Origin of the sequence: Vibrio sp. 1562, from assembly GCF_033340155.1 — a bacterium.
Lineage (GTDB): Bacteria > Pseudomonadota > Gammaproteobacteria > Enterobacterales > Vibrionaceae > Vibrio > Vibrio alginolyticus.
The window spans coordinates 1-544 of sequence record NZ_JAWOVY010000687.1; the positions used below are offsets into that span (position 1 = coordinate 1).

1 protein-coding gene is annotated in these 544 nt (G+C 47.8%); it reads right to left on the reverse strand.

Annotation, left to right across the window (positions count from 1 at the left end; genetic code table 11):
• On the reverse strand, positions 1-544 hold a 544-nt coding region (locus R7Z49_RS27095; RefSeq protein ID WP_318112763.1), incomplete at both ends, for an IS4 family transposase.

Sequence of the window (544 nt, forward strand, 5' to 3'; positions counted from 1 at the left end):
TGTGGAATACTTTTCCTGCTGAATGCTTTTGGCAGGTTCGGCTGTGTCGATGGGGTTTTCTGCCTTTAGGTTGGCTCTTGTATAAATAGGCAAAGCATGTGATCGGCGAACGCCGTGCTAATTGGCTTTCCCCTAAAAACAGCGGCTTGTCAGTTGCCTGAGGATAGAAGGTCTTGTTCCATTGCCAAGGGGCATCACCACATTTGATCGAGACTTCGCCACGTACGCGTCCCAACCAGAACCAACCTTTGTTGGCGACTTGCCGAAACCATGTATTTCTAAATCCAGCATCCGAGACAATGATGGGAGTGCAGCCTTCGGGCAGGAGCGTTTGAAGCTTATCGAGAAAGTATTGATGGCTCTTTGGAGAGTTGTAGTTTTTGTATTCAAACGCCTGCTCATAAAGCGTGACGGCGCGTCCTTTAACAGATACCGAAGCGCGTAATGTTATATAGCGCAGTTGCTCTCGAACATCAGACCAATCAACCAGGACCACGGGAAAAGGATTAGCACGGGTAATAAAGGAGGCATGCCATTTATATAT